General features: G+C 54.5%; 18 protein-coding genes and 1 pseudogene. 8 read left to right on the top strand and 11 right to left on the bottom strand.

The features are described from left to right. Positions 1 to 77: 77 nt before the first annotated feature. Positions 78 to 248, top strand: a pseudogene (locus ACT4MF_RS17870) (IS1595 family transposase); the annotation flags it as partial. 343 nt (positions 249 to 591) lie between these two features. On the opposite strand, the gene ACT4MF_RS17865 reads toward ACT4MF_RS17870, so the two are convergent. Together ACT4MF_RS17865 and ACT4MF_RS17860 are read right to left on the bottom strand one after the other, a co-directional pair. Then, a complete protein-coding gene (locus ACT4MF_RS17865; protein WP_444683801.1) occupies positions 592 to 981 on the bottom strand; it encodes a DUF8115 family protein in 390 nt (129 codons plus the stop codon). Beyond that, positions 978 to 1826, bottom strand: coding sequence for a ParA family protein (locus ACT4MF_RS17860; RefSeq protein ID WP_444683802.1), 849 nt, complete (start codon positions 1824 to 1826; stop codon positions 978 to 980). The genes ACT4MF_RS17865 and ACT4MF_RS17860 overlap by 4 nt, the downstream gene beginning before the upstream one ends. A gap of 489 nt (positions 1827 to 2315) precedes the next feature. On the opposite strand from ACT4MF_RS17860, the gene ACT4MF_RS17855 reads away from it, so the two are divergent. Then, positions 2316 to 2792 (top strand): hypothetical protein, encoded by a 477-nt coding sequence (locus ACT4MF_RS17855; RefSeq protein WP_444683803.1) that lies wholly within the window; start codon positions 2316 to 2318, stop codon positions 2790 to 2792. Between the two features lie 479 nt (positions 2793 to 3271). Here ACT4MF_RS17855 and ACT4MF_RS17850 read toward each other — a convergent pair whose 3' ends face one another. After that, on the bottom strand, positions 3272 to 3553 hold the full coding sequence (locus ACT4MF_RS17850) for a helix-turn-helix transcriptional regulator (protein ID WP_007344317.1): 282 nt from the start codon (positions 3551 to 3553) through the stop codon (positions 3272 to 3274). 167 nt (positions 3554 to 3720) lie between these two features. Then, positions 3721 to 4500: a transcriptional regulator TbsP domain-containing protein gene (locus tag ACT4MF_RS17845; protein WP_444683804.1), complete on the bottom strand. Its 780-nt coding sequence runs from the start codon at positions 4498 to 4500 to the stop codon at positions 3721 to 3723. 1090 nt (positions 4501 to 5590) lie between these two features. On the opposite strand from ACT4MF_RS17845, the gene ACT4MF_RS17840 reads away from it, so the two are divergent. Next, the gene (locus tag ACT4MF_RS17840) at positions 5591 to 5905 is read left to right on the top strand and encodes a hypothetical protein (RefSeq protein ID WP_444683805.1); all 315 of its coding nucleotides are present in this window, start codon (positions 5591 to 5593) and stop codon (positions 5903 to 5905) included. A gap of 45 nt (positions 5906 to 5950) precedes the next feature. On the opposite strand, the gene ACT4MF_RS17835 is transcribed toward ACT4MF_RS17840, so the two are convergent. Continuing rightward, positions 5951 to 6772: a recombinase family protein gene (locus tag ACT4MF_RS17835; protein ID WP_444683806.1), complete on the bottom strand. Its 822-nt coding sequence runs from the start codon at positions 6770 to 6772 to the stop codon at positions 5951 to 5953. A 296-nt stretch (positions 6773 to 7068) separates the two neighbouring features. Between ACT4MF_RS17835 and ACT4MF_RS17830 the strand changes: the two genes are divergently transcribed. Continuing rightward, entirely contained in the window at positions 7069 to 8076 is a 1008-nt protein-coding gene (locus tag ACT4MF_RS17830; protein WP_512053324.1) for an IS110 family RNA-guided transposase, read from the top strand. A 492-nt stretch (positions 8077 to 8568) separates the two neighbouring features. Here ACT4MF_RS17830 and ACT4MF_RS17825 read toward each other — a convergent pair whose 3' ends face one another. The 4 genes from ACT4MF_RS17825 to ACT4MF_RS17810 form a co-directional block, all read right to left on the bottom strand. Beyond that, positions 8569 to 9561, bottom strand: a complete 993-nt coding sequence (locus tag ACT4MF_RS17825) for a transposase (RefSeq protein WP_444683673.1) — start codon at positions 9559 to 9561, stop codon at positions 8569 to 8571. 221 nt (positions 9562 to 9782) lie between these two features. After that, entirely contained in the window at positions 9783 to 11336 is a 1554-nt protein-coding gene (locus tag ACT4MF_RS17820) for a hypothetical protein (RefSeq protein WP_444683674.1), read from the bottom strand. Then, positions 11333 to 11734, bottom strand: coding sequence for a hypothetical protein (locus ACT4MF_RS17815; RefSeq protein ID WP_444683675.1), 402 nt, complete (start codon positions 11732 to 11734; stop codon positions 11333 to 11335). Before ACT4MF_RS17815 ends, ACT4MF_RS17820 begins: the two co-directional genes overlap by 4 nt. A 192-nt stretch (positions 11735 to 11926) precedes the next feature. Next, the gene (locus ACT4MF_RS17810; RefSeq protein ID WP_444683676.1) at positions 11927 to 12709 is read right to left on the bottom strand and encodes a uracil-DNA glycosylase family protein; all 783 of its coding nucleotides are present in this window, start codon (positions 12707 to 12709) and stop codon (positions 11927 to 11929) included. 188 nt (positions 12710 to 12897) lie between these two features. On the opposite strand from ACT4MF_RS17810, the gene ACT4MF_RS17805 reads away from it, so the two are divergent. The 3 genes from ACT4MF_RS17805 (at position 12898) to ACT4MF_RS17795 (ending at position 19476) form a co-directional block, all read left to right on the top strand. Then, the gene (locus ACT4MF_RS17805; protein ID WP_444683677.1) at positions 12898 to 16938 is read left to right on the top strand and encodes an Eco57I restriction-modification methylase domain-containing protein; all 4041 of its coding nucleotides are present in this window, start codon (positions 12898 to 12900) and stop codon (positions 16936 to 16938) included. Continuing rightward, complete coding sequence (locus ACT4MF_RS17800) at positions 16935 to 17681, top strand: hypothetical protein (RefSeq protein ID WP_444683678.1); 747 nt, start codon at positions 16935 to 16937, stop codon at positions 17679 to 17681. Before ACT4MF_RS17805 ends, ACT4MF_RS17800 begins: the two co-directional genes overlap by 4 nt. Positions 17682 to 18261: 580 nt before the next feature. Beyond that, positions 18262 to 19476 carry a hypothetical protein gene (locus ACT4MF_RS17795; RefSeq protein ID WP_444683679.1) on the top strand — a complete coding sequence of 405 codons (1215 nt, stop codon included), beginning with the start codon at positions 18262 to 18264 and terminating at the stop codon, positions 19474 to 19476. A 5-nt stretch (positions 19477 to 19481) separates the two neighbouring features. Here ACT4MF_RS17795 and ACT4MF_RS17790 read toward each other — a convergent pair whose 3' ends face one another. Further along, on the bottom strand, positions 19482 to 19946 hold the full coding sequence (locus ACT4MF_RS17790; protein WP_444683680.1) for a hypothetical protein: 465 nt from the start codon (positions 19944 to 19946) through the stop codon (positions 19482 to 19484). 343 nt (positions 19947 to 20289) lie between these two features. Here ACT4MF_RS17790 and ACT4MF_RS17785 point away from each other — a divergent pair, with 343 nt between their 5' ends. After that, positions 20290 to 20427, top strand: a complete 138-nt coding sequence (locus ACT4MF_RS17785) for a hypothetical protein (protein ID WP_444683681.1) — start codon at positions 20290 to 20292, stop codon at positions 20425 to 20427. 811 nt (positions 20428 to 21238) lie between these two features. Here the strand turns inward: ACT4MF_RS17785 and ACT4MF_RS17780 are convergent. Then, entirely contained in the window at positions 21239 to 22183 is a 945-nt protein-coding gene (locus ACT4MF_RS17780) for a hypothetical protein (protein WP_444683682.1), read from the bottom strand. Positions 22184 to 22228: the final 45 nt, after the last annotated feature.

The following is a 22228-nucleotide window of genomic DNA, read 5'->3' as shown; positions in this document are numbered from 1 at the left end:
GGCTAGAGAGCCGTTACCGTTAGAAAATTGAATATCATAAATCCGATGTTGCCGCTGTCTTGCGTTCAACACGGCATCTGTTTTCGCTTGTTCAACCGTGGCTGCGGAAGTTCCGCGGCCTGTCCAAGCAAGGCTTGGAGCAGGCCGCTCATACATTCGGGATCATTAGATCGCTGAATCTCACAGGCGCATCCGTCGATATCACCATTGACTGCCTTGTTATGGGGGCTTTCCGTAGTTCTACATAAGAGCGAGACTGAAATCGCAGGACGGTGGGGGTGACGGGGATAGTGTTCGAGATAGTCTTTTTAATCCCGGAATCTAAACCTATCTCAACCGGAAACCCAGTATCCACCACGCTTACACCTTCGAGAAGCCGTTCTTGTCGTCCTAAATCAGGGGGTCAGACCGCCGAAGATACACTTCGATAGTGGAGTGTTTGCGGGAGACACCTCATTTCGTCTGTTCATAAATCACATTCCACGATAGAAACTACGCAGCCTACTCACTCCGTTCTCCGAAATTGTAGGACGGCTAGGCGTCTATTTTCATAAACGTATCTGTTTGCGTATACGGATACGTATATGTATCTTAGAACTGCTCGCTGGCGTGTCTGGCGGAGGCATCCCGGGCCGTGTCGAGGACTTCCGGCGCAGCCTTCTGAAGACCGAGACGGACGGCTAGCCGTAGCATCTCACTCCTGTCAGTCCCGTCAGCATCGGCTTCACGCCCAAGTTCTTCGCGGAGACTCTCTCCAACGTCGTCGAGGCCACCCGTCTCCTCCAGCGCCCGCACGAGCGCCGTAAGGCGCTCATCCCGAACAGAGAGTGTCTTCGAGATCTCGCCCGCCTCGACATCGGCGAGCAGTGCAACCATCGTATCCTCTAGGTTGCTGGTCTCCTCACCTGACGTGGAATACTCGGCACGGGTCCCGAGTTCCGTGTCCTCTCGCAACTGCTCTAGTTCCTCGTCGTCGGTCATCGGGCACCTCCCAGCCGCTCCACGAGAGCCTCCGCATCGGTCTCATACGCTTCGATGGATCGCTGGGCCGTCTTCGACGGGCGCTCCAGCGTGAAGAGCGTCCCCCCGTTCATCTGCGCGTTCTGTACGTCTTGGGAGCTGGGGATCTGCGCAGGAGCGAGTGCCTCCGGGTACTCGTCCTCGAACTCTTCGAGGTACGCCTTTCCCGCCTTGGTGCGCTCATCAACCTCGTTCAGCAGCACCATCACGAGCTCGATGTTGACATCCTGCTCCTCCCGGATCGTCTTCAAGTCCCGCCGCAACTGCGCGGCCTGTCCCGCCTCGAACGGCCCGGGGCGGACGGGTGCGACGACGTGCTTCGCCGCCCAGAGCCCGTTATACGCGATGTTCGACGTCGAACCGGGCAGGTCCACGAGGATGACGTCGTAGTCATCTTCCACGTAGCCGGTGAGGAACTCGTCAAGGCGACTGTATCGCTCCGCGGCCTCGTCGATATTCCCGAGCGTTGCGTCGAGGCCGTCTAGGCTCTCGTGCGCCGGAATGAGGTCGGGTCCTTCTCCGGTCGGGATGATGAGGTCCTCGACGGCCGTAGGGAGCTTCTCGGAGATCGTCTCCCACTGGTCCTGAAATACCGTGGTGATGTTCGGCCAGCGGTCGTCATCGGCTTGGACGTCGACCCAGAGACCGAAGTGTTTGGCGAGGTCGCCCTGCTTCCCGGCGAGATCGAGGAGCAGGACATCGTACCCGTGTCGGTCGAGAGCGACGCCGAGATGCGCCGTCGCTGTGGTCTTCCCGACGCCGCCTTTGTCGAGGAAAGTAGCCGCTCTGAGTGCTGGATCGGGCATATACGCTTACGTATGCGTATACGGATACGTAAAAGTACGTCAGACATAACATCGGCAACCGGTATCCCCCCTCGCATTATTCTCTTAACTGGCTACAATACATGGAAATGAAGGGAGGAATGCCACAGCGTTCCGATCGTTCTTCTGCGCACAACCGCTTCGAGCGCATCGTCTGTCGTTCAGATGTAGACAGGCCCTTTCGAGCCACACCTCTAGTAGCAGCGCTAATCGCCTTCTGTGAATTTTCTATCTTCTTGTTGCTGGCCTTCACCGTACCTACGAGGGTGTCATAGAAGTCTTCTCACACCTACACAGGAATCGCTCAGTACAGATGGTGTATACAGCAGGACGACCTATTTTTGTAGCGGAGACATTAAACTAGCTGTTCACTGAACCGATAAGGCCACCCTACTTAATGGAATATCTTACAAAATTTTGAGCTAGAAAAATACCAATAAATTATTTACAGTATTAATACTAGAATTAGTTGTGAGAAATCTATCACGTCGGAATGTTATCGCTTCAACTGTCACCGCTATCGCAGTATCTTTAGCTGGCTGTTCAGGAGACGATGATCAATCTGATACGAATTCAATTAATATCGGGTCATTTAGTGGAGAATATGAGATACCTGAGGATGAATATGCAACTACTGGTATATTCAATAGTGACCGTCAAGGCGAAATAGGCTATAATTTCACTGTGACTAGTGGTCCTGAAGTTGATGTTTATCTTCTGACTCCGGAGGATGTGGATCGATATGAGAACGGTCAAAGTTTTAATTATTTGTCACATACTACCGGTTCACCTCCGGACGCTGCTTTTGTTGGTTCTGCAACAGTGTCGGCTAATACCGCCACACAAATGCTGATTGATAATACTGAAGTAGGTGATGTCTCACCACCGACAAATTTCGATGACGATGTTGCAACGGTACAGTTGAAAGCGTCATATGCTGACAGCTGAAGATATACGAAGTCACCCTAGTGATAATAAGAGCTCATTACATCTTCAGCGAAAGATACGCGCGCTGTATTTCGCACGAGTATCGGGACACTTCGTTGAGCTGGTAGAATCCTCAACGCTCAATACGCAAGCGCGTTCTATCGGCTGGTTCGGCTGTGAATTCACGAAATAAATGTCGTGGCAACTCTTCTATGACACCCTAGTAGCCTACGCCAAGCACGATGTACATATTGAGGTGACACTCTTCGAATTCGGTTGATTCCCTTCGATCTACACGGTAGATTTTTCTGGGTATGTGGCTGTTTGAGCGCTGAAACAAGGCATATACGCTGACGTATGCGTAAACGTATACGCAAGCGTATAGTTGCTATTTCGGCTCTATGAGATCAAAGCCTGACGTCTAGCGATGCTAAGTGGTGTTCACACGAAGAAGAGCGTGAAATACTAGAGTCAAACAGTCCTCGAACGTAGCGGTTCGATCACCCGTCGTGGTCAATATACTCGGCTTCCCATTCAGTCCGCGCCTCAATCTCTCTAGTGCCCCGGCGAGTAGTGCTGTACTCGTTGGTCCGTCGGTCGCGCTGGCTCTTCTCGATGAGTCCCTTCTCAACGAGTGTATCGAGATTTGGATAGAGCCGACCATGATGGATTTCCTTTTCGTAGTAGTCCTCGAGCTCGTCTTTGATCGCGAGTCCGTGGGGGTCATCAAGTCCGGCAACGACGTACAGCAGATCGCGCTGAAACCCAGTGAGATCGTACATGTCGCAATTTTCGTATTCGAGTTTTGAAATACTACTGATCTGGTGACTGCGTGTCATAGAATATGTTTCACACCCTCTACGCAGTGATTTTGACTGCTTCATCTCACGCTTGAGTCGGAGAAGTACCGTATTTTCGTCTCCATAGTCGGGCTATCGTGGGGTAGATGCTACAGCAGAGACTGGATCTCGGTGGAGAGTGTTTTCAGGTCTGCTGTCGCGAGCTTGTCGGTTGCGATAAGGCGAAGTCGGGGGCGACCGATATCTACTGGGACCTTTTCAGTCTCGATGAGGCCAGCATCTTCGAGTGCTGATTTGGCCCGTGAGAAGGTCGCTTTCGAAGCGATACCCGTATCCTCTCCCCATTTCGAGACGTCGTAGAGGAGGACCTCGTTGCGGGCTGCGAGGATGAGCATGATCTCGACGATACTGAGGTATTCGTTGCTGTTGGAAATCTCTTCAGCGTGTGCGAGGACTTCATCGAGGTCGGCTGCGATATCGTCGCCGATCTCTTCTCGGAGCGTCTGTTTCACTACTGAGAGGGCGGGTGTCCGGAGGTGATACTGCTCGGCAGCCTCGAATCTGGAGTCGAACTCACCGTAGACTGATGAGACCAGCTCGGGGTTCGAGCTCGAAATACTGTGCTTGCCCATCACAGGAACTACAGCCTCAGACTCGGTTGTGAAGATGGTACTCTGAACTGGCTCCGTGAGTGTTCGGAGGCTGAGTTGCTCCCGGTGGATGAGTTCGGCGATCTTTGAGGCCGTGAGGAAGCTGTAGAGGGCGTCTTTAATTTCATCTGAGTCTGCGAGCAGTCGGGTCTTGGGCTGGTCCTCAACCGTTACTGCTTCCTCTGCGAAGGCTGCGATTTGTTCAGAGCGAGGATTGATATACAATGCTGGCTCCTCTCGTTCGGGAATCATCTGAGTGAAGATGTGTTGTTTGGCCATGTTCTATAATTTTCTGGACATGTACTTAATAGACATGGTATCTGAGAGGTGTTGAGAAAAGATTGAGTCTATCAGACAACGGTCACAGGGAGGTCATTCTAGTCCCGTCTCGCACCGCCTACGCAGGATAGTTCCGTGGTAGTGCCGTAGATGCTGGTTTCGAAATACTACTGACTGGCCCTGTTGGGGTTCTCAATATCTGACTGATTCTTACGTAGATTCGTCGGGACCCCGACACTCTGGTCTTGTATAGAGCTAAGGGATTGATTACTCTCCCCGTGGATCACCAACTGGTATTTCACCATATTCTGGACATGAGACCCATCCCTGTCCGAATGCCCCACCCATTCCTTGGTCCGGGCTCCATTCGTGTTCATCCCCACAATGTGGACAGTCTACCAGTGGAGGGTCAATCTCTAGTGCCTCTTGCTGGATGAAATGGTTTCCTTGGTAAGAATCACAGTGCTGACAGACGTTCCCCCAGACTTTCTTGCCGAGAGTATTGCTGTAGACCCGTTCAACAGGGGTTTGGTAATTCGCTAATATATCTCCGAGGGGCGTATCAAGATGGTCTCCTCGTGGCCAGACCACAGGCGTTTGCTCGCCACACTGCCAGCATTCTGTTTCCCACGTCAGCAATTTCTGGCGATCAACTGGGAGATCGTCTGGGAGCATGATAGCAAATCCAATTCTGATTGACTATTTGATTCTTTGTCTCTGGATGTGTTAGAATCCGGCGCGTTCCAACTCAGACGAGAACTATACCAGACTGTGACGCCGTCGAGTCCAGTGACAGTAGCTGGTATGTACCTACCCGCGGTGGATAGCCCCTCTGGTCCCGAATAGCGATACCAGTACGCCCTCCCCGCCGGATGTCGACCCCGGCGCAGTCCCGCGTGTTCGATCCAATACGTAACTGTCGGGAAATGTGTCTGACACGGGTCGTTGAGCAGAATATATTAGGTAGCCGAAAGGTCCTCATCAGGAGAGTAGCTCGGGTCAAAGAAGTACCAGACCCCCGGTCGAAAGTTGACCGCTCCGACCCTGCGATGCCCCGATTTCAAATGGTACCGACGGGATCGACCACATAATGTATGAGTCAGATCTTCAGGACAGGGTATCGAGCAGCATTATTGATGGCGAGGTGTCGTCGTTGAACCTCAGCATCACCGACAACGAGTTTGCTGTCATCGTTGACATTGGCGAGACTGACGCAGCTTACACGGCTGATGAAGCCCGTGAGCTAGCGACGAGTCTCAAATCCATCTCGGACCAGCGATGGGACGTAGAAAACGATGACATCGTAGAGTACCTCCGCGACTTAGCCGACGTGGTTGACAACGAGAAATCAGTAGATGAGGTAGAAGAGAAGTGGGAAAGTAGAGGGGTAGATATCTCGGTCTGATAGGAACGTAAACCGTTGAGCCGATTGAGGGGGTGGGTAGAGGCGCTAGCGGTTGTTGACGTCCGTGGCCTCCTCTAACCGCTCGACGCGTTCGCGCAGCTCTTCGAGGGCGGAATCCTCGGCCCGTACATCCTCCAGCGGACGGACGTCGGTGAGCGCCTCGTCGACGCGGTCGTCTTCAGCTTCGCCGCCGAGGTAGAGGTCGCGCCGATCTTGGTGGAGACTCCGGAGCGTCGACTCGGCAATGCCGGTGTCGCCGGCGACAGTCGCGAACGACTCGCCGCGGTCGACACGGGCGAGGGCCTCCCGGACGTGTAGGAACTCGGCCGGATCAACGCGGAGGTAGCCGTCCTCGACGACGAACCCTGCTGGCGGCCTCCCGGTCCACTTTCCGGCGGACTGTGCGGCGCGGACGCCCGACCGTATCCGCTGGAGTTTTTGTTGGTGTTCTATCTGGGCGAGGTCGCCCATCAATCGAGCGACCATGCTGTATATCGTCTGCTGGAGTTCGCCGTCGTCGACATGGATCTTCAGGCCAACATCGAGGGCCTCGACACCAGTGTCATGTTCCAAGCAGTGTTGGATGAACTCGTGAATCTCAGTCGGACCGAGCCGAGAAAGTCGGCTGATTTCGTGAACGACCACGAGGTCGAACTGTCCCGTCTCGACATCGTCGAGGAGTCGGTTGTACACCTCGCGAGTGTCGGTGTCGGCGGCGCCGGAGACGATTTCAGGATACTCCTCGATGTCTTTGACACCGAGACGCTCCAGATGTTCGTGGGCTTCGTCGAGCTGCCGAGAGACGTCTTGGTCCGATGTCGAAACTCGGGCGTAGATTGCTGCGTCTGAGGGTCCGTTTTCGCTCACGTTTTCGAGGACATGCTGTTGTATTAAACAAGTGGGGGTTACTGCGGTTTTGTGTATACCACTTCCTTCTCAACTGCTCTGATGGAATGAAAGCCTGCTAAGTCCCCAGCGTGCGTGAAGAGGTACTGGGGTGGTCAAAGGCCGATGATTCAACAGCGTCATAGAACGCGTGGCTCTGATTGGCCTACCTGCCAAGGACGCACTATCATGGGAGGCCGCCCGGATGCCGGCGGCATCCGGGCGGCGAGCCCGAATAGGTGTGGCTCCCTTCACGCACTTCCCACTCCAGAGGAACCATGTACTACCTCGGAATCGACCTTCATAAAGATGAGTCGCACGTCGCTGTTTTGGACGACGATGCCGAGGTCGTCGAAGAGATTCGCGTCGCAAACGCGAATCTCGACGAAGTCGCCGAAGAATACGCTGGAGCCAAAGCGGCGATCGAAGCAACCAGCAACTACTACACGGTCTACGACACCCTCGACGAACATCTCGACGTGGTTGTCGCAGATCCGAGCCAAACTAAGGCGATCGGCTATGCTGAGGTGAAAAACGACCGGCTCGACGCGAAGTTGCTCGCGCAACTTCGCCGAGCCGGCATGATCGCTGAGAGTTACGTTCCGCCCGAAGAACTCCGGGAGCGCCGCGCACTCGTGCGCGGCCGGAAGCGATTAGTCGAGAAGCGGACGGATTTCAAAAACGAAGTCCACGCTGTTCTCGATAAACACGGGATCACCTACGACTGGGATCCGTTCAGCGTGAACGGGAGAGAAATCCTCGCCGGCGAGGATTTCTCGCTCGGTGTAGTCGGCGATCAGTTGATGGAGTCGTTCCTCTCGATCATCGACGAGCTCACCGCTCAGATCGAGGAACTCGAAGAGATGATCGAAGAGACCGCTGCGTCTCTGGAGGAGACGCAGCTGTTGATGACGATTCCCGGCGTGAGTTTCTACTCGTCGTTGCTGATCACCTCGGAGATCGGTGAGATCGACCGGTTCAACGAGGCGAATCAGGTAGTGAGCTATGCGGGATTGGATCCGGTCGTCCGCGAGTCAGGTGACTCGCGGACTGAAGGATCGATCTCGAAACGGGGAAGTGGAGACTTACGCTGGGTCCTCGTTCAGTGTGTTCAAACGGCGGTTCACCGGTGTAACGATCCGTATCTTGGACGCTTCTACGCTCGGTTGAAACAGCGGAAGAACCACCAGATAGCGATCGTCGCAACAGCGTGGAAACTGCTCGTGTCGATCTTCCATATGCTGGAGCGTGAGGAGGTGTACGATCCACCAGAGGTGAGTGGCTGAGGGCCGCCGGGCGGCGGCCCTCATTGGCCGGTCGCAACCGGTGTGAGCCGCAGCTAACTCCATCACGTTCTGACCACCTGCCGGCTGTTTCCTGAGCTATCGCCGTGACTGCTTGCGGTTTTCTCTTCGTAGACAAGATCGGACCGACCTCGGCGAAAAATATAGTATCGCAGACGTGGTTTGTTGCGCTAGCAGGCTTTCATAGGTGTTGAATAGCGGTGTTGACCGAGGCGGTCAAAATTTGAGTTGGCTTGTTAGCGGTTGACGCTAGTGCTCTGTTGAATAGTGGTATCGGCTGAGGTGGTTAGAATGTGAGTTGACTCGTCACCAACTGAAGCTGGTGGTTTCAATACAGGGATCCTCTCACCGTGGCTCAATGACCGCTATTCAACACAGCAAATATTACGACTCTCAGAGTAACGGAAGGAGGTAATTGATTCCCCACAGAAAGAACGCCACTAATAGCACTAAGAGGGTGTCATAGAACTCTTGTCACACCGTGATGATCGTACTTCCCGGATTGTCTCCACGTTCGTAGTTGGTGATAGCGACGACGAGGCGAAGGCACAGGGCAAGAAACACCTGCGCCCGTGCGTGGACGCGGCCTCGGGCGTGCGTTCGCCCGAGGCCGCAGTCCTTCACTGAGTCGTTGGTTCGTTCGACTCCAGTACGGCGGTTGTACGTCTCGTCCAGCGTGGACTGCTTCAGCTGAACGTCTTCGCTGTGTTGTTCGATGCGGTCTTCGACCCTGTACTCGATGTCTTTCGGGTCGTCAGTGTTTCGCGCGTTGTACGGAGCGACTGGCACGACCCCTGCGGCCAGCAGGTGGTCGTGCCAGTCGAGCGTGTCGTAGGCGCTGTCACCAACCATCCAAATCGGCTTGGCGACGGCGAGCGCGTCACGCGTGACGCGCATCGCCGTCTCCTCTGGCGCTTGCTTACTCTCTGTGAACTCCGCCGCAATCGGGATCTTTTGCCCGGTCGAGACGATCGTGCAACCGTAGCCGTAGTAGTACTCGTCGTCGGTTGGCTCGTAGCACTTCGACGCGTCTTGATCGGCGGGCATCGCCCTCACGTCGGTTGAATCGATACAGTAGGTCAAGTCGAGCAGGCCGCGCCGGGCGGCCTGCTCGACGAGTCCGTCAAAGACCTCGTCGACGACGTGTTCGAGGTCGGTGAGAAAGCGATCGACCGCGTCTCTCGACGGCGGTCGATCGAAGCCACAGCTCAGCCAAACGACCGTGTTCCGAAGCTCTCGTTCAACGGGACGAATGCCGTAGATGTCGTGGTAGTAGCAATGGAGGAAGCCACGCATCAGCTCTGGTGGTTCGTGGTCTCGTGTTCGCCCCGTCTCCGCCGGGGCGAACACGTCGAACTCTGTGAGAAACTCGAAGGAGAGATGCTCAAACAACGCTAGCGTCTCAGTTTCCGCGACATTGAAGAACGACTCTACCGAAGGATCATCTTGCAGGGTCGCTGAACTCATCCACCTCAGCGTTCACCCTGCTCTTTGGTGTGCTACTCGTTCTATGACACCCTCGCACTAATCCTAATGCGATACCGGTACCCAGCTTAATTTGATTCATGCTTGTATGTTAGTAAGCCTGTATGAAAAACGTAGGTCCAAATATTAGTTCTAAAACATTATCTCGTCTGTTGACGTTGTCTAGCTCAGCAAAACGGAGTCATACTCCAGTGCCCGGTCATTTATTGTGGGTAATTTTCAGCAGTTGCCCCTTGTTCAAGTGTGACTTCTCCATCGGCATCAATGAATCCGGCGCTGGCATTTTGTTTTAGCGTGACATCTCCCTCTGTAGTAATATCACCAGCATTAGCCCCATTTTCGAGGGTGACCTCTCCCTCTGTTTCGATATTGCCTGCCTCAGCATTTTGTTTTAGCGTAACACCACCCTCAGTTACAATATTATCAGCACTAGCCCCGTTTTCGAGGGTGACCTCTCCTTCTGTTTCGATATTGCCTGCCTCAGCATTTTGTTTTAGCGTAACATCACCCTCAGTTACAATATTATCAGCACTAGCTCCATTTTCGAGGGTAACATCGCCATCGGTGGTAATATCGCCTACCTCAGCATTTTGTTTTAGCGTAACACCACCCTCAGTTACAATATTATTAGCACTAGCCCCATTTTCGAGGGTGACCTCTCCCTCTGTTTCGATATTGCCTGTCTCAGCATTTTGTTTTAGCGTGACATCACCCTCAGTTACAATATTATCAGCACTAGCCCCATTTTCGAGGGTAACATCGCCATCGGTGGTAATATCGTCTACCTCTTCGCTTTGTTCTACCGTGACATCACCTTCAGTTACAATATCATTTTCTCCGCCATTCTCATTTCCTCCGCCGTTCTCATTTCCTCCGCCGTTCTCATTTCCTCCGCCGTTCTCATTTCCTCCGTCAACCCCTCCAACGCGCGCATTATTGTTCTGAGTTGGCTCTTCAGGTGATTCTTGTACGCCAACCGTATCTACGGTCAGGTTGTTGGCCGTTGTTTCAATTGTTAGATTATATATCCCATCACTGTTCGAATCGTCCGTGACGCTGGAAACATTAGTCTGATTCCAATACTCTTCGCCGCTCAATCGCGTCGGCACAGTAACAGTAAGATCACCTTCAGGAAGTTCACCAGTGACACTCTCAGCTGGACGGAGCTCAAGAGTAACCCGTCCGGTCCCGCTCTGACGAAACTCGTTTTGGAGAGCCGTGATTTGTACCTCTCCGCCATCAACGAGGGTCTGATCTTCAATCACCGCAATTCCACCCCCCTCGTCACGACCATCGAGGTAAAGCACAGATGCGTCATACCACGTCGGAGAGCGGTCAAGTTCACTGTACCCCGGTCGGTACTCGATGAACCGAGTTGGAATAGTCTCGATCACCGTTTCATTGGATTCGTACGCAATCGTGATCGGATATGGCTCGCTGGTACGTATCGTCCCAGCCGGCGCTGGAGGATTTATTGTGAACACACGGGTTGAATAGGCAGTACCCAACTGAACCGTCTGGTACTGTGGCTGGTCGATGCTCCCGGCTTGTAGAATACCCGCTCTGAGCTCGACAAGATCGTTTCGGACCTCTCCGGAGTGTTGGAACTCAGTCTCTGCATTCTGCTGTGGAACGACTTCCACTTGATACAGTGAGAGCGCAAGTATCAGGAATCCAAACAAAATAACGACCCCGATTACTGTCGAAACAGCACGGTTGTCGTCTCTCATCGACGTGCTAGTTGGCTGGTTGCTCATTGTGGGTTCATCTGAACACGCTGTGTATCCTCTACCGACGGCCAAATGGCTAGTCGAATATCTGTAGGGCTCGGAATGATATAGAGGAACCAGTACGCTATCATAAGATGATGGAGATAGTACGGATCAGCGATTTTAATCTGTTGCCAAACACCGGTTTGAATAACGGTGATAGCAGCCACGCTACCGACAAATAGAGGGGCAAGTGCAACCATCCGAAGTGTGGCTTTTGCCGGCATGCTCTTGAAATTGAGACGAAGTCGGAGTGGGACCCATGAGATATGTTCAATCGAAAGCGGGCAGGCAATCCGAGCGACTGCTAGGTGGGTGAGTTCGTGGAGTCCTATCGCAAGAACCGGGAAACCGATAGCGAGAAAGATTGCTTGAACTCCAGCCATACCAAGTCACTATTTGCTAAGCATTTAAATCTGGTATTCAAATTTAATGTCCGTGATAATCGAATTCAGTACTACGTTTCGGGTTTACGGCCCCTATCTCGACATGTAGTCCGCCCAAACACGTGACTGCCCACAATCTGTAGAGTCGCTATCTCATATCGAGACGATGTGTGTCACGCTCCGTCGTTTTCGCTACTGGCGTTCGAGCACTTCAAGCGCCTTGCTGAGTCGCGAGATGTACTCGTCGGGTGGGAACCGCCACCAGACCTGTCCACTCATGTGAGCTAGCGGGAGTACGTGGGTGTCGACCGGATCGGAGATTCGGTGGAGTGTCCCATGGATGGACATAATGCTCTCGGGGTCGGCGTCGGTATCCACGACGGGTTCGGGTGTAGTCGAGCGTTGGAGTGCCGGCCACGCGTTTCCGCCGAAGGTGATCACAAGCTCCGGATTCAACGCTCGGAGTTCCCGTTCGAGTAGGTGTTGATACGAGGCGCGCTCGGCGGCAACTCCGAAACCGTCGACGCGGTACTTCACGACGTCGCCGAGGTAGAAGTCTCGATAGAACTGTCCGGAGTCGACGTACTGGTGCCAGCCATTCGGGAGCGAAATGAGATCGTGACGGGCGAGCGTCTCGAAGAAGCGTTCAGAGAAATCGGCGTTTCGCCCGGTCAGCCAACTCTTTCCGAATTCGCGGTAGACGCCGATCTGGTCGCGAGCCGAACATTCGCCGGCGAGTGGGTTCTGCGGACGCAGTTCCGACAGGTGTCGCTCGTGGAGGTTTCCGGGATCCTGAACGAGGAGGACGATGTCCGGATCGTCAGTCTCCCAGTCGTAGTAGAACGTGTATGAAAGTCGCCGGCTGACCTCCTCTCGGGTAGGAAATCCAGCGTCCGAGAGAACCGTCTCGACGCTACCGATGGCCGTCTGCTGTAGCTCTCGGAGCGTCGGCTCCGCTGGCTCGTCGATCTCCAAGAGGAGCTTGCGAGCGGTCGTTTCGTCCATTTGTATCGAATGGTCTCTAGCGGACTAATTGATACTTCGGGTGAACTAAGTCATAAACGGTCTGAATGCCATCACCTTCGCTCTCCATCAGAACGATCCAGCGTTGGTAATAGCTCCGTCATCTATTTAATCGCGCTGACGTGTGGGTTTGATATTCAATGAGCCAAGCGACGCTCGGAAGTGGTCCCTACCGGAACTCCAACCTCTTCTCTGGCTACTATCTTGACGAGCGCGTTGCCGATCTCGACGCGTGGGATTGTGACGAGGAGGCTGAGGAAGCCTTCGAGCAGATCCGTGATCTCTGGAACAAGGAGGGCTCCCTTCTACCCTCCTACAACGAAGACGAACTGATCGACACGTGGATCGCCGAGGTGGTCGACATCCTCGGGCACGGTACGAGTTCCGAGGTGACGCTTCCCGACGGTGGCGGCTACGTCGACCGGCTGCTCTTCGAGGACGACGACATGCGTCGAGAGGGGGCGAAGCGGGCCCGCGACGGCGACCACGAGGGGTTGTTCTCGCGGGCGTCGGCGATCCTCGAAGCCAAGCAGTGGGACGCCGACTTTGAGGCGCGCTTTGCCGAGCAGCGCTCCTACCGCGACGCCTCGCATCAGATCAAGTACTACCTCGAACGGACGCCGAGCGACCTCAAGTGGGGTGTGCTCACCGACGGGAAGAAGTGGCGGCTCTACGGGACGAAGGACTACGAGACACAGACCTACTACGAGGTCGACCTGCCGGAGATTCTAGAGAGCGGGGACTTGGAGTCGTTCAAATACTTCTTCGCGTTCTTCCGGCCGGAGGCGTTCGTCGAGACGGCGGGAAGTTCGTTCCTCGACGACGTGTGGACCGAGTCGGAGACGGCCGCACAGGAACTCGGCGAGGACCTCCAAGACAACGTGTTCCGGGCGCTGCGAGTGCTCGGGAAGGGGTTCGTCGAGTCGAACGATCTGGACGTTCACGAAGACGGCGACGTGGACCGTGACGAGTTGAAAGAGCAGTCGCTGGTCCTCCTCTATCGACTGATGTTCGTGCTCTACGCGGAGTCGCGCGGGCTGATCGACCCCGACGATCCGGACGCGAGCGAGGAGTACCACGAGTACTTCAGCCTCGAAGCGAAGCGCGAGGAGATTCTCGACGACGTGGAGGGGATGGACGTCGAATCCGGTGAGGCGTTCACCGAGGAGTACAGTCGGTTCTCGACCTCTATCTGGGGGCGGCTCTCGGAGCTGTTCGAGCTGATCGACGAGGGCGAGGAGTCGCTCGACATCCCGCCGTACAACGGCGGGCTGTTCAGCCGGGAGGACCATGCGTTCCTTGACGAGTACGAGGTGAAGGACCCGTACATCGCCGAGGTCATCTACTGGCTGTCGACCACAGAGAACGAAGAGGGCGAGCACGTACCAGCGGACTACGCGGACCTGGACACGCGGCACCTTGGGTCGATCTACGAGGGACTGTTAGAACACGAGTTCCGGATCGCGGACGCGGAGGGCGTCGCAGCGGTCTCGGAGGACGGCGGACAGGTGTGGAAGCCGGCCTCGGAGGTCACGGCAGCAGAGGCGGTCGAGATCGTCGAGGAAGGCGGACTGTACGTCGTCAACGACGAGGGTGAGCGCAAGGCGACGGGCGCGTACTACACGCCCGACTACGTGGTCACGTACATCGTCGAGGAAACGGTGGACCCGCTGATCGACGAGATCGACGAGGACCTTCGCAATCAGGGCTTGGAGCCGAGCGATCGGGAGTACTTCGTGAATTTCTGGCAAGAAGTACAGGACCTCACGATCCTCGATCCGGCGATGGGGTCGGGCCACTTCCTCACAAAGGCGACTGGGTATCTCACCGAGCAGGTGATGGAGGTCGTTCGGGAGCAAGAAATTCAGTCGTACGACGAGCAGGACATCCGCCGGACGATCTCGAAGGAAGTCATCTACGGCGTCGACCTGAACGGGATGGCGGTCGAGCTGTCGAAGCTCTCGATGTGGCTGGAGACGCTCGCGGCGGACCAGCCGCTCGCGTTCCTCGATCACCACCTGAAAGACGGGAACTCGCTTGTCGGCAGCGACATCACGGAGGTCCTCTCCGACGACACCGAGGAGAACGGTGGCCAGCTAACGCTTACGCAGGCGTTCGCACGCGTTCGGCAGGACACTCTCGGGCACGTGATGGACCTGATGGCGGACCTGCTGGCGTACGACAACGACTCGCTGGAGAGCGTGAAATCGATGGAGGAGCTGTACGACGAGATCCGCGAGGACCCGTTGTACACGCGCCTCTTCGAGTTGGCGAACGTCCACACTGCCGAGGAGTTCGGCTGTGACGTGCCGGAGGACGCCTACGAGCAGATGGCAGGGGCAATCGAGGACGAAGCCGATTGGGCGGAGATTCGCGAAAAGCCGTGGTTCAAATCGGCACAGGCGACGGCCGATGAGCAGGACTTCTTCCACTGGGAACTGGAGTTCCCCGAGGTGTTCTTCGATCGGGACGGAGAAAAGAAGGCAGAATTGGGCTTCGATACGGTCGTTGGAAATCCACCGTGGATGGGGACACGAACTGGAGGCATGCCCGATGACTTGGTGAATTATATGCGTGAGGAATACGTGTCTGCTGTCGGTCAGTTTGATCTTGCCGCAGTATTCCTTGAGAGAGGGGTCAAGCTCTCTGGCGGCTCTGATCCGCTTTGCTTCGTGGTGCCAAAGAGAATAGCAACGAATGAATCGTACGAGGACCTGCGAAAACGGCTTGCTACTGACCGAAAGCTGTCACAGGCAATCGACCTTGGCGTTGCTTTTGAGGGCGTCAACAACGACGCGCTCATACTACTATCGAGGGATGAGAGCACGGACACTCCGACGTTAATGGGCGAGCGGCAAAATGAAAACCAGATCGATACGTGGGAGGTAAGTGATAGCCTCCTACCTGCGATGCCGTTCACGATATTCCCGGTAAACAGCTCTCAATCTCAGATTGATCTTGTCGATAAAATAAATAGGGCGTCTACAACGCGACTCGGTCCACACGTATCAATCGATCGCGGTGCAGAATGTGGTATGAACCACGAATCGATCAGTAACCAATCCTCTGAGTCGACTAAGCCCATCGTCGACCATAGGGATGTCAATCGGCACTACGTGAAGCACTCCGGACAGCATATCGATTTGAACGCGATCGATGAGGATACCCTGAAAAGCCGAGACATATACGAGGAAACGCCGAAACTGCTGGTCCGATTCTTGGCTTCTGAGCTAATCATCGGCAAGGACACACACGGATACTACTCGACAAATATGGTATACCACATGAAGTGTGGTGAAAATCTAGACTATCTCTGTGGCCTACTACCCGCCCGCCTCCTTTCATTTTGGTATCTTCATGCGTTCCAAAATGATGAGATCAAGTTTCCCCACCTACAACAGTCTCACCTCGAATCACTGCCGATTATATTAGATCCAAATGACCACGAGGTCGATCTCTCACAGTTCAGTGGAGGGGAGTATCCCGAACAAATCGCTGAACACTTGTCTGAGGCAAGTTCAGCGTACGAACTCATCGGAAGTATTGTTGACCCACTGATTGAGTATAAGAATAAGCGATCGGAGTTCAATCTGAATTTCCGACAGTACCTCGGAAACACGAGCTACGACGTGGAAATAAACTCTGCTGGACTCATCCAACCCGCAGCCGAAGCTGATTCGATACTCAATAAAACTACTGAGGATCATCCGAATCTCAAGACTGGAAGTGTTTCGATAGAACGCGAATCCGCCAACACAGTTCTCGTAGAAGCCACGGCCCGTTACAAGCCAGATAACGACGACCTACATGAGACGGACCAGTGGGGCTACACGGAGACGGAGTACCTGCCGGCATTCCGGATCACGGACCTCACGGAGCGGGAGGCGGACCTGATCGAGCACTTCGTGCCGGTCGCCGTCGACGAGGCGGGCGGCTTCGCGAACTTCCGCGAGACGGCGACGAAGACGAACTCGCTGATCGACCGGCTGAAGGCGATCGAGGTGCCCGACGTCGACGACGTGGCCGACGACTTGGAGAACTACCTGCAGACGAAAGAACGCGCTGAGGAGCTCGACGAGAAGATCGAGCAGACGGACGAGCTGATCGACGAAATCGTCTACGAGCTGTACGGACTCACCGACGAGGAGATCGAGATCGTTGAGGAGGCTATAAAAGAGTGAGCGAAAACCAGTCTCTGGCCTCCCTAACCGAGGACGACGAGATCGCGGGGAAGGTCAGGAGACAGTTAGAGGTGTTCCCACAGAAGTTCCGAGAGCTCGGAGAGGCTGGGCAGCTTAGTGAACTCTTTCGTAGTCCGAAGAAGTTCTCAGGAGCACGCGTTGAACAGGCACCAGAAGTCTTCACAGAGCAGTATCTCATTGGACCGGTTCTCCACGGACTTGGATACCTGAGTTCCTCCTCAGCGGAATACGACGGAATTGGGCCGCACTTTATCCGCCAGCCAATAACGTATCGGAAAGTCGAGCCGAAACAGCCCGACTATCTACTGAAAAACATCGACCCGGCTATCGTGTGTATCGTTGAGGCGAAGGCGGTAAACCGGGAGCGAATGACTGGTGCGAAAACACACGCGAGTGAGGATATTCGGGAGTATCTTGAGGAGGACGCGTTCTGTAAGTACCTTCGCGATACCAAGCAGCGGTACCTAGTGGGAATCGGAACTGACGGATTCCGATGGACACTGTGGATGAAAGATATCCATACGGGCGAAGCGATGAGTCACAATCCCAAGATCGACATATCCCCTGTCATCAGAAAGGTCGCGAGCCGTAGAGATGTAATTGAGGGGGACTTCTCGTCGGGGGCTTCAGACGAGCGTGAACTCTTAGCTGAGGAGTTTGTGCCTGCCTTCGCTGCGACCAACCTACCGGAATACGTCAAGTCGGCGTTCGGGGAGAACTGACCAAGACAACATTAGCTTCGCGAACTTCCGTGAGTCGGTAACAAAAACAAACTCGCGGGTTGACCGGCTGAAGGCGTTCGAGTTGCCCGACGTCGATGACGTGGCCGGCGACCCAGAGAACTACCTCCGGACGGTCAAACGCGCCGGAAGAACTCGACGAGTAGATCAAGGTCGTCGAGCAGCCTGTGTAATATCCGGGTGTCTGTAACTTCCGAAATCGAGTCTCAACACCCCGTCTTACCAACTCGAAATCGGGAGAAAGAATCGATGTTGACGCTGTTTAGTTCACTTTCACTCCGGCCACAGAACCCTTATCCATATCCCGCACGTGTCCAGAATTACACACGTGATGTATCACGAAAGAACGTGTGGCGCTGAGTCGGTCACGGCCGCACCACCGGCCACGACTCTTTGTCGCGCCTGCTGTCCTACCCGCTTCGCGTCCGAGAGGTGGATCGGACGACACTTAGTGTTCAGTAGGCCGGCGAAAATGAACACGTTCCGACAGCCGATAAGTAGGGCCACGGTTCCATCAGGTGATCTGGGAACGCACCTCCGTGGAACTCACTCGCCTCGATAAGTGAGCCAGATCAAAGTCAAAACGGAGTCGTTCGGCGACGACATCCTCGCCCCTCTACGCCGAATAGAGGTTGGAGAGGTAACCGTCGACACTCCCACGGTTGCTATCGACATCAAAAAGACCCGCGAACACGAGTCCGTTCGGGAGAACGCTCGGGGTGTGAACGAGCTTCACCGCTCGGTCAACGGGCAGACCCTCACACAGGCCCTTCGAGGAGGTGAAGACGCGATCGTCAAGAGTCTCCAGAGAGGTTACAACAAGACACGAGAGGATGAACTGACGGTCGCATTCATTTCTTACGAGCTGACCACGCCGATCTCGGAGAGCGAAGCCGAGTACCTGTGCGATGTTATCGCGTCCTTCTCCGATGTGATGACGGTGCCTCTGATGCCGGAGTTGGCTCGGACTGTCGACTCCGAAAACGGGGTTTCAGATCCGGCCTTCCGGTCCTATCTCGAGAGCGTCAAGACGTTCTTGGACGTGGCCGACCGAGCCGCTCCGAAAATGCCCGTGATGGGCGTTGTTCCGATCCTCGGCCACGAATACACGACGGAGTTGATGGATGTGTACGGGCGAGAGCAGGTGCGTGCGTTCTGTCTCAACTTCGACCGGACGCGGATAACTGCGAACGCGAAGGTCGACATCGTCCGTCCGATGATGAACTCGATCGCACGAAGGGGCATCGAGGAGAGTGTCCTCTTCTACGGGATCAACCTTGATCCGGGCGATAGGGACGACAGTCTTGGAGGTCGCCCGGCGGCGGACTTCGCCGGTCTGGGAATGGGCCTCGACATCATCGGCGGCTCACACGTGAGTCCTCGGATGCCTCCGTCGGCATATGAGGACGCCGAAGCCAAATCTGGTGAGGACACGATCACGTTCAAACTGTTCGACAAAGACGAGTGGATCTACCGCGACGTCCCGCTTGACGAACTCTCCGAAGTGTTCCCCGAAGACTCGTCGCTCGATGCCGAACACGTAGTCGAGCGCTGTCGACGATCTCCGAAGAACGCACTGAACCGGCTTCAGAAGGTCGTCAACGCCGAACAGAAGGCCTTAGCAGCCGGCGAACTCCACCCCGAAATCGAGGACGGCAATCTGGTGGAATACCTCGCTGAGAAAAAGGCCGTGACGCCGTCGACCACAGCTTCGTTCCAACGGGTCCGAGGCGACTTCGATTCGGGCTTGGAACAGTCCGGTCTCGACGACTTCTAAGCGGTTTAGGAGTCGGTGTTCGGACACGAGCCGAACGCAGCTTCGCGCTCGTGTTCGAGCGTTTTCATCGGCTCGCCACAGACGGGACAGAGATCGTACTGTGGTTGGTCCTCTTCGAACGCCACGGTTACTTCGGCCAACTTTGCCCACTCGTTTCTGAATCCGTCAGGGCCTTCGCTCGTGTGCCAGAGGACCAGCTGTGAGTCGGGCCCCGGTGCCGTGAGTAGATAGTTCGAACCCGCCGATTCCATGACTAATTTCGGGCCGAAATACGTCGACGTCCGCTTCACCACCGTTAGATCGTCGGGAATCGACTGACCGGGCGAGATATTCGTTACGGTGTTCTCGACTCTGATCCGATCGTGGCGTTCGGCCCGTAGTATCACGCTCTTCGAATCGTAATTGGTGACGGGTTCCTCATGTGGCTCGCGTCTGGCGACCGCCGGATCGGTATCGAGTTGCCCGTTCATGGCTTGATAAACGTCTCTCAGAGGAAGAAGGTAAATCCCGACCGCAACGGTAACTGTTTCTTGTTCGCAGAAGGGAGGTATAATGAAGATAGATACAATACCCGAATTATATCCATTAGAGGCCTTGGAGAGCGGGTTTTGCTAACTGACCACCAAAACACGGTCTACGAATACCTATCTTCCACTTACCGAAGTACCTGATAACCGGAGGCAGCGGCGACGAGCAGTGCGATCATGGTTTCGCTGACGAAGCTACCGGATTCGTGAACGTCCGCGAGACGGCGACTTAGATGAATTCGCTCGTCGACCGACTGAAGGCGGGCAAGTTTCCGATGTCGACGACGTGGCCGGCGACATAGAGAACTACCTCCAGACGGTCGAGCTTGCCGAGGAGTTTGACAAGAAGATCACAAAGATAGACGACCTGATCGACGAGATCGCTACGAGTTGTACGGACTCACCGACAAGGAGATCGAGATAATGGAAGAAGCAACTATCGAGTAGCATCTGTGGTCGTGATTATTGCGCTAATTACGCCCACTCGGTAGCACGACAAACCCGCAACGGGCGTTTTCGGTTTCGTTCACACGACGTCCGATATCAATTCCTTATGTAACATATAGATAACGCCGGGAAGCAAGAGTTACATAAGGAATTACGACGGTGTTGAGCAGCTACTATAGCCACCCGATTTCGGCGGGTGATCAGCTGTCTTGCTCTTTATCAATACCTCTAGAACACTCGTCACAGTCGACATCGACCGTGGCGGCTCTGTTGAAATCCTCAGATGTTGATAGTTTGGAGAGGCTATACTGAATACACAGCGCGAATCTCACGCAGAATTGTTCCGGTGTACGGGTCGGAATTTCACATAATTTGATTCTCGCGGATCGCCCTCCCTACAACTGACCTGTGCGGATTGCCCACGAATTTCCGCGAAGGCGTCCCGGAGCGACTGGAAGCACTCGACACGATCGTCAGCAATGTCGAATCTATCTTTAAAGATACACTCAAGACCGTCAAAGACGAGGTTGGTGACGATCAGGACATCACGGTTGATGATGTCGTCGATACGCTCGCAGTCATGTATAGCGCCGCCACACCAGATAACGAGTTTTACCTCCTTACTGGTGATACGGAACCCACGCCATCACAGCGAATGGCCTACCGATCCACTACGAAACTCCCGCTCCAGGAACAAAGCTTATGTCTAGCATGAAGGCGAATCAGGTCTTATGAGGCCCAAAGCCCTTCTTAGGGGGCTTCAGCGTGTGAGGTGTGAGAATGAACATCTAACTCTCGTATCCGATTTGGATATCTCGACAATCGCACTGAATCCAACGCCAGCCCCCATCTCTGGAATATTTGAGTAACGACCCACACTCAGAACAGCGTAGATAGTCTTCTATCCCCTTCCAATGTTCCATAACATCTCGTAGATCTTCCGCTGAGAGTTGTCCCCACGCATCACGATTATAATGCACCATACTGTTCAATTCATTAAATTGCGGCTCGCCCATGACATCGCTCCGCTCATTATCAATTTCTATTGCCACTTCATGCGTCTCAGAGCCGTCTTCTAGCTCCCTCTTCGCAGATTTGAAATGACCTTTGAGACGACTGCTAACCCCATAAATATAATCAGAGAGTTCAAAATAGTCGCTATGCTCAATGGGGGCACTCAGACGAGATGCAGCCTGATGCCCGACCTTCTCCGCCGTACGTCGCATGTGAGCAGCAGCAGCATGAGGTTCGTCATTTTCTAATTTTTCCTCAACGATCCCCCACTTCCCCTCGTTGAATATCGGGCCAGTTGAGATGTCCCAATTGGTTATGGATATTCTGTTCTGCCGTGGAATGACTCCCTGTTTTTCAAGTTGGTCTGCCCATACCTCATCGTGGGTGGCGAGCACAGCCTGTGTCTCACCACGAAACTGTTCGTTTAGAAGACGAACTACGCCGCGACGATGATTCTTATCCACTGACATCACTACGTCATCAAGCATTACAATATCAACTTCGAGGGAACCTAGTTCTTGTCTGAGTGCTAAGAATAAACAAAGGCCCATCGTATCTATGTGGCCTTCACTGTGATACGCGAGTGGGCTGTCACGCTCTGTCTCGTGAGTCGCCTCCAACTCTACCGAGTCAGTCCCCTCAAAATCCAGGTCGAGGTCAATATCATCTTCATCTGGATGAATAGTTGGTACGTGTTTAGCCCCGTCTGATTTCGTCACTATCTCGTAGGTGGTGGCCTATGACAGACACATGGTCTGCCAGCA

The organism is Halorubrum sp. FL23 (assembly GCF_052439115.2).
Taxonomy (GTDB): domain Archaea; phylum Halobacteriota; class Halobacteria; order Halobacteriales; family Haloferacaceae; genus Halorubrum; species Halorubrum persicum.
This window is presented reverse-complemented; position numbering and strand designations above follow the sequence as displayed.

Excerpts from the sequence above, each read along its gene's own strand:
- ACT4MF_RS17815 (WP_444683675.1), bottom strand. The coding sequence starts at position 11,734 with ATGGCTGGAGTTCAAGCAATCTTTCTCGCTATCGGTTTCCCGGTTCTT.
- ACT4MF_RS17850 (WP_007344317.1), bottom strand. The coding sequence starts at position 3,553 with ATGTACGATCTCACTGGGTTTCAGCGCGATCTGCTGTACGTCGTTGCC.
- ACT4MF_RS17865 (WP_444683801.1), bottom strand. The coding sequence starts at position 981 with ATGACCGACGACGAGGAACTAGAGCAGTTGCGAGAGGACACGGAACTC.
- ACT4MF_RS17830 (WP_512053324.1), top strand. The coding sequence starts at position 7,069 with ATGTACTACCTCGGAATCGACCTTCATAAAGATGAGTCGCACGTCGCT.
- ACT4MF_RS17825 (WP_444683673.1), bottom strand. The coding sequence starts at position 9,561 with ATGAGTTCAGCGACCCTGCAAGATGATCCTTCGGTAGAGTCGTTCTTC.
- ACT4MF_RS17820 (WP_444683674.1), bottom strand. The coding sequence starts at position 11,336 with ATGAGCAACCAGCCAACTAGCACGTCGATGAGAGACGACAACCGTGCT.
- ACT4MF_RS17840 (WP_444683805.1), top strand. The coding sequence starts at position 5,591 with ATGTATGAGTCAGATCTTCAGGACAGGGTATCGAGCAGCATTATTGAT.
- ACT4MF_RS17860 (WP_444683802.1), bottom strand. The coding sequence starts at position 1,826 with ATGCCCGATCCAGCACTCAGAGCGGCTACTTTCCTCGACAAAGGCGGC.
- ACT4MF_RS17805 (WP_444683677.1), top strand. The coding sequence starts at position 12,898 with ATGAGCCAAGCGACGCTCGGAAGTGGTCCCTACCGGAACTCCAACCTC.
- ACT4MF_RS17790 (WP_444683680.1), bottom strand. The coding sequence starts at position 19,946 with ATGAACGGGCAACTCGATACCGATCCGGCGGTCGCCAGACGCGAGCCA.
- ACT4MF_RS17845 (WP_444683804.1), bottom strand. The coding sequence starts at position 4,500 with ATGGCCAAACAACACATCTTCACTCAGATGATTCCCGAACGAGAGGAG.